Source organism: Williamsia sp. 1135 (assembly GCF_002095395.1).
Classification (GTDB): Bacteria; Actinomycetota; Actinomycetes; order Mycobacteriales; family Mycobacteriaceae; genus Williamsia.
On record NZ_MJEI01000062.1, the window covers coordinates 31,297 to 38,044 of the forward strand.

5 protein-coding genes are annotated in these 6,748 nt (G+C 61.6%); 3 read left to right on the plus strand and 2 right to left on the minus strand.

All coding sequences use genetic code 11. From position 1 onward, the window contains the following. Positions 1 to 46: 46 nt before the first annotated feature. Positions 47 to 607 (minus strand): hypothetical protein, encoded by a 561-nt coding sequence (locus BFL43_RS29325; protein ID WP_240498045.1) that lies wholly within the window; start codon positions 605 to 607, stop codon positions 47 to 49. 159 nt (positions 608 to 766) lie between these two features. On the opposite strand from BFL43_RS29325, the gene BFL43_RS29330 reads away from it, so the two are divergent. Then, positions 767 to 1,081 (plus strand): hypothetical protein, encoded by a 315-nt coding sequence (locus BFL43_RS29330; protein ID WP_084890917.1) that lies wholly within the window; start codon positions 767 to 769, stop codon positions 1,079 to 1,081. Between the two features lie 941 nt (positions 1,082 to 2,022). Continuing rightward, on the plus strand, positions 2,023 to 5,115 hold the full coding sequence (locus tag BFL43_RS03790) for an Ig-like domain-containing protein (protein ID WP_168176522.1): 3,093 nt from the start codon (positions 2,023 to 2,025) through the stop codon (positions 5,113 to 5,115). A gap of 28 nt (positions 5,116 to 5,143) precedes the next feature. On the opposite strand, the gene BFL43_RS03795 is transcribed toward BFL43_RS03790, so the two are convergent. Further along, complete coding sequence (locus BFL43_RS03795; RefSeq protein ID WP_084889713.1) at positions 5,144 to 6,286, minus strand: IS630 family transposase; 1,143 nt, start codon at positions 6,284 to 6,286, stop codon at positions 5,144 to 5,146. 100 nt (positions 6,287 to 6,386) lie between these two features. Here BFL43_RS03795 and BFL43_RS03800 point away from each other — a divergent pair, with 100 nt between their 5' ends. Then, on the plus strand, positions 6,387 to 6,734 hold the full coding sequence (locus tag BFL43_RS03800) for a hypothetical protein (protein ID WP_084889720.1): 348 nt from the start codon (positions 6,387 to 6,389) through the stop codon (positions 6,732 to 6,734). The last annotated feature ends 14 nt before the right edge of the window (positions 6,735 to 6,748 follow it).

Here is a 6,748-nt window from a genome sequence, read left to right on the forward strand (position 1 = left end):
GTTTCAGGGTGCTGGAAGTGGAGCGTGTTTCTGGAAGTGGAGCGGATTAGGCGGGTCGGGGGGTGAGGATGCCGGCGTTACCGAGGGCTTCGCGCAACATGATGCGGAAACGCTGCGGATGCATGAGGTCGTCCCAGCACCAGCGGATGACGATGACGCCGAGCCGAGCGAGTTTTTGCTCGCGCTTCTTCTCACGTTCATACGCGTCGGCAATGGTCTCGCCAGGTTTCAGGTAGCGGATGTACTTGGCGTATCCGTCGAACTCACCGACAACCACGCCATCCCAGTCAAAGTCGGTGCGTGCAACGAAGGCGCCTTTCGCGTCGAAAAACTCATGTTGTAATCGGGGTCTCGGGATGTCGCCGAAGGTGTGCATCAACGCGCGCGAGAGTGATTCACCGATGCTCTCCGCGTCGCCGTCGGCAATCGCGAACGCTCGAATTGCGTTGGCGACGCCCGCCCGACCGCGGCTGCGATCAAGGACCGACTCCACTTCAGCGCGCGTCGCGCCCATCCGGAGCACGCCGTCGAAGGCGCAGACCCCTTGCAGGAAGTTGCCCTGGCGGGCCAGGTCGACGGCTGTCCTGGCCAGCGAGGTGACCAGCAATCCTTCTATCTCGACGACCTCTTCCGGGTGCCAGGGTGCCGCGTGGAGAACGTTCGCCCTACCCTTTTTTCGTCCACCCGTCTTTCGATTCGCGGTGAAGTGAACCCGCGTTGTGCTGCCGCTCAGCAGCGGCAGGCCGTGGAGGACCGCGGCTGAATGATGACTGACGGCTTTCGACCCGTCGCCGGCGTTCGCAGCGCCGAGCACCGTACGCCGATACTGAAGCTGTTCACGTTCGTGTTCAGCCAGGTCGTCGAGGTCGCAGCTGAAGGTGTAGAAGCCGCGGTAGAGCCGGGTCAGCTGTCCGGTCTTGACCCGGACCCGCAGTGCTTCGTCGTCGAGCCCGACCGACGCGGCATCGCGCCGCCGGATGAGCCGTTGGTCATCAGAAGTGTTGTCCCCATATCTCGATCTTGGTACTCCGAGGCGGTTGTCCCCCTGCCGATCAAGGAGAAATCCCTCGCCTGGGGATAAGTGGCAAGCCCGTGGACAACTCGATCGCGCATTCGCGGTGGCTCGGCGACGACGACGCGGCGGCGGGTGTCGAAGTGGTGAGCGCATGTAATTGCTAAAACTTAGTACCTCAAATCGGGATCGTCTACAGCAAATTACGAGTATCGTCCCTCGCACCAGTTCTCCGGTCTCGGGGCCCGTTGCATTGGGCCAGGCAAAGCTGCCAGCGAAAAGGGTGGACCATGGGTGCAGCGAAATATGTCTCGCGAGTTCGAGGACTGGCGCTCGCCGCCGGACTGAGCGTGGCGGTAATGACGGGGCAGGGCGTTGCCTCTGCTGACCCGCTCACCGGTGAGTCGCCACCCGAGACTTCGAGTCAGATTGACGCCGCCCAGCCACCTGGTGATCTGAGTGCGATTTCGGGCGACCCTTCGACTATGGAGTCCGTGGAAGTCGAACCGGAGCAGCCGACCAGTCCGGTAGCTGACACCGGGGGACAAACTGAGGTTGAAGTGCCCTCCGCACCTGATCGGGAGGAACCGCCCGCCGTGAGCACTGTTGTGCCGGAGGCCGAGGCGCCGTCGGCGGGAGTCTCCGATCCAAACGCAACAGGAGCCCGGCCTGACGTTATTCCTGACGACGACGGTCCCGATGAGGCGTCGCCTTCGGCACCGACCACGATCGCACCGCTCAATCGGCTAGGCGAGGAGGGCCCGCTCGGCGCCCCTGAGGCACCTGCACCGAATTCTGTAGGTCAACCGTCGGCGGCGCCCTCCCGGCCAACTGCGCTGAGCCTGTTCGCCTCACCTTCAGATGAAGTCGTGCAGACCGCCCCGTTCTTCACCGCTCCTGCCGCGCTGAGTCAGCCATCGTTTTCAGCTGCGCGACCTGCTCAGGTGACACTTGGATTGTTGTTCTGGGTAGGTCTGGCTCCGCTCATCGGTGGCGGTGGTGCCCCACCGATGGCCCCGCCGACTCTCTGGACACTGCTGTGGTTTGCCCGCCGTCAACACCAGTATCACTGGCACAACCACGCGCCGACCGCCGAGCCAACCACTGCCCCTCAGGGCGAGGGCGGCGAGATCGTCGGCGATCTCAACGCAACCGACCGTGAGGGCGACCCGATCACGTATCGGGTTGTTCGCGCGCCGTCGCATGGGGCGGTTTCTGTCAATTCTGATGGCACATTTCAGTACACGCCCGACGCGGAGTGGGCCCATGAGAGCGGGGGCAACGACGCGTTCACAGTGGAGGTGAGCGACAAGACAGGCCGTCATCATCATCACTTCCTCTGGGGACAACGGGGCCACGGAACGAGAGTGGTCGTACCCGTCGGCGTCGCACAGGTGAACGAAGCCCCCGTGCTGAATGTGACTGTGGATGAACCCGATCCTGTAACGGGCATCCGTACGTACACGGTTACTGCCAGCGACCCCGATGATGATGACCTCGAGTTCAACGTTTCTGCGCCTGCCCACGGAACGCTTATTGCCGCCGGCGCCGGAGCCTATACCTACACGCCTGACATCCAATACTTCAATGGTCAAGGAGGTGCTGGCTCTGACGAGTTCGTCGTCACGATCAACGATGGACACGGTGGAACTGACTCTGAGACCATCACTGTTCCAGTAGTCGTCGGTCCGATGAACATGCCGCCGGTGATCTCGGTGGTCCAGCAGGGTGAACCGGACTCGACGGGTTCGATAACGTACAGCGTGAATGTCTCCGACCCCGAAGAAGATTCGACGACTCTCGAGGTCACGGGAGGTCCTACGCACGGAGAGTTAATTCGAAATCTAGACGGTACTTACACGTACACGCCGTCCCCCGATCATGCCCATGACGTGGCGGGTGGCGCGAACGGCGCGGACCAATTCACATTCACGGCTACAGACGGAATCGCTACGGTCACGAGCACGGTCAACGTAACCGTTGCGCCGCAAAACACTGCCCCGACCGTAGATGTGTCCTCGGGAACACCCACTGGTGCCAACGGTTCAATTGTCTACACCGTCACCGGGCATGACGAAGACGGTGATCCGCTGACTGTGACCTTCACCGAGCCCGCACACGGAACTGTCGTGCGGAATGCAGACGGCACTCTTACCTACACCCCTGATGGCGACTACGCTCACGCGGTTCTCAATGGCGGTCCCAACACAGACTCGTTCACAGTCACGGTCGACGATGGACATGGTGGAATCGTGTCGGCCGTGCCTGTCGAGGTAACGGTGATCGGCGCAAATGCCTTGCCATCACTCAAAGTCACACCTCTCGGTTCGCCGGATGCCAACGGAGTGCAGGTGTTCAGCGTGACCGTCACCGATTCTGACGTCGGCGACGTACACGAGTTTGAAATAGTTCAACCTGAGAATGGAACGGTTGTCGCAAACAGCAATGGGACATACACCTTCACCCCAGATCCAGACTTCTACCACCTTGCCGCTCAACAGGGCGGAGCGACAGAGACTTTCTGGATCAAGGTTACCGACGGTCATGGAGGGGAGTCGGAACAAACGGTCAATGTAGACGTCGCGCACATAAACGCAGCGCCCACCATCTCCTACCTCCCGACTGTCCCGGGTGCCTATACGGGCGTGGTGACGGCGGAAGATCCAGACGGTGACACGCCGATCTACCTGACAGTTGACGCCGAGCCCGAAAATGGTGATGTCGTGCTCAATGCCGATGGGACATATACGTACACGCCCGACAGCGCCTACGCGCATTCCCTCGCAGTATCAGGATCTTCGGGAACTGACAGGTTCACAGTCTACGCGGTGGACGTGTTCGGGGCGAGATCCGAACCTCTGGAAATCATGGTCAACGTCCTGCCGACGAACGAAGTTCCAACGCTTGAAATCTCGCTGTCGACGGATGATGCGGGCTCCGAGGGGGTGTTGCTGTTCGACATAGTCTTCGATGACGTGGACGACGAGGTCTATCCGACGTTCAGTGATCCCGCCAAGGGAAGCTTGATTGTCGACCCTCTGGAGGGTGGACGAGGCAACTTTCGGTATGTCCCGGACTACGACGAGTACCACGAAGGGCCTGGCACAGACACCTTTACGGTGACGATCGACGACGGCCACGGTGGGATTGTCATCCGAACGATCGCAGTTGAGATTCCTCAGCTGAACAGGGCGCCGGAAGACGTGCATGTCGGTGGTTACTACCCATACACGGGCACTGTCGTTGCAGTCGACGAAGACGAAACCGACACGATCACTTATGAACTGGCCTCAGGCCCCGCCAACGGCACGGTAGAGATCGACCCGAACGGCAACTACCGTTACGTCCCGTTCGAGGACTACGCGCACGGCGCATCTGTAGATGCAGAAGATCACTTCACGGTGCGCGCCGACGATGGGCACGGCGGACAGGTCGAGATCTCGGTGACGATTCAGGTCATCGGAACCAACACCCCTCCCACGCTCACTGTCGAAGGACCGACTGTGACTGACGCCCACGGCGGGCTTGTTCTCTACACCGCAGCGGGCCAAGATCCCGATGCCCACGACCAGGATTCACTCACCTACGAAGTGGTCGCAGGGCCACAGCATGGAACCGTCGAATTCGGTGGCAACAATGAGTTCTTATACATTCCAGATCTGTCCTACTACGCAAACCAGCCGGCAGGAAGCACCGATACGTTCACGGTCGGCGTGACCGACCGACATGGAGCAACTGCATCAGAAGTGGTGACCGTGGTGGTCGCCTGGGAAAATGACGTCCCGGTGCTGACATCTCAAGTCCAGGTCGACGAAGGCGATCCGGTCACGGGCGTTGTGACTGGTGGTTTCACTGCCACGGACTCTGTGGATAGGCTCGAGGTAACCGTGTCCGACCCGCCGAGCAAGGGCAGCGTCGATGTCCACATCGTCGAGGAGACAATCAGTTTCACGTACGAACCGTCTCCTGAAGCGCGACATGCTGCGGCCGCGGTGGGGGCCACCGATGCGGACAAAGCGGATACGTTCACGATCCTCGTTGATGACGGGTACGGCGGACGAACACCAGTCGTCATCACCGTCGCGGTCCTGCCTTCGACTTAGTGGTCTGAGCCGTTAGTTCGTCGGGGGGTCATGCCGCCTCGCTGCTTTGATCGATCAGTTTGAGTTGGCGGTGGAGGTCCCGGCGGGTGTATTTCCAGGCGAAGGGTTCGGCGGTGCGGTTGTAGCGTTCGGCGAAGGTGTGCAACCGGTTCTCGACTGAGGTGAGGTCGGGAAAGTCATTGGGCGTGAGGACTTTGCGTTGGACGATGGAAAAGTAGATCTCGACTTGGTTGAGCCATGATGCGTGCACCGGGGTGTGCACCATGACCGCGTTCGGGTATCGGGCGGTGAGGCGGTCGATCGATGCTTGTCCGCGGTGCGAGGAGCCGTTGTCGACGACCCAAAACACCCGGTCGGCGGACGCGTACGGTTCGCTCGTCATGACCTGATCGACGAGGGCGGTGAACTCGGTGATGCCGGTGCTTTGCTCGCAGCGGCCGAAGACCCGTGCGGTGTGGACGTCGTAGGCAGCGAGGTAGGTGAGCGCGCCGCGGCGGCGGTAGTCGTGGCTGACGCGCATCGGGCGACCTGGTGCGGCGGCGGTGGTGCGGTGGCAGCGGTCGCGGGCTTGGATCGACGGCTTTTCATCGGCCGAGATCACAAACTCGTTGCTGCCCAACGGTTTGCCTGCGTAGCGGCGTGCGTACAGGTCGAGAACGACAGATGCTCTCATCTCGAAGTTCGGGTCGCGGGCGGCGATCCAGGAGCGATGCTGCCACGGTTTGAGCGCATCCTCGTCCAGCCACCGGCGCACCGTCGACACCGAGACGGTCATGCCGTCGCGTGCGAGTTGGGCGGCGAGTTCCGGGGTGGACCACCGTGCGATCGGAATATCGTGATCGGCCGGGATCTGACACGCCCACGCTTTCACTGCAGCGATGTCAGCGGGGGTGTAGATCGGTGGCCGGCCCGACCGTGGTGCGTCGGCGAGGGCATCGATACCGTGATGGTGGAACCGGCTGCGCCACTTACGGACCGTGTCGGGATGAACGTCGAGTTCGATGGCGATACTTGCGTTGGTGCAGCCGTCCGCGGCGAGCAGCACGATCAGAGACCGCAGCACTGTCTTCTGCGGTGTCGACCCACACCTCACCCATGTTTCGAGAACCTGACGGTCGCTGGTGGACAGGACGATCACGCAGGCCGAGGGTCGAGCGGTTTTGTCACTCATGCCTCAAAAGGACACCTGAGTCACACCTGTCTCGGGCCGCGGCACGCCGATGATCCGCGAAATGTTGGGTGGACCACACGGATCGGGCACGATCGGATGCGTGCCGACACCACCGGAATCGACGAAAAGCTCACTGCGCCTCAAGCTCAGCGGCCACGCCCGAACGAGGTGGCCGCAACTCGCGCGAGTCAACGTCCGATTTCGTGGCGCGTTCGCCTACGTCGACGGTGTACTACCGGACGAGTCGGTCCTGGTGTTGATGCGGCTGCGATACAACGGCTCCGCTAGCAGATGGGGCTTCGCGATCCACCTCGCGTCCAAGGGCAAGTACGAAGATTCGCTGCTGCCTACAGGCGACTTCACCGGCAGCCCTGAAGACGCACTCGACACCGCATGCGGGCTCTACCTCGGCGACCCGACAGCCTGGCAAATACCCCCGACGAACTAACGGCTCAGACCACT

What these genes read in the sequence shown, in the direction of transcription:
- BFL43_RS29330 (WP_084890917.1), top strand. Translation starts at nt 767, where the DNA reads ATGACTGACGGCTTTCGACCCGTCGCCGGCGTTCGCAGCGCCGAGCAC.
- BFL43_RS03790 (WP_168176522.1), top strand. Translation starts at nt 2,023, where the DNA reads ATGGCCCCGCCGACTCTCTGGACACTGCTGTGGTTTGCCCGCCGTCAA.
- BFL43_RS03795 (WP_084889713.1), bottom strand. Translation starts at nt 6,286, where the DNA reads ATGAGTGACAAAACCGCTCGACCCTCGGCCTGCGTGATCGTCCTGTCC.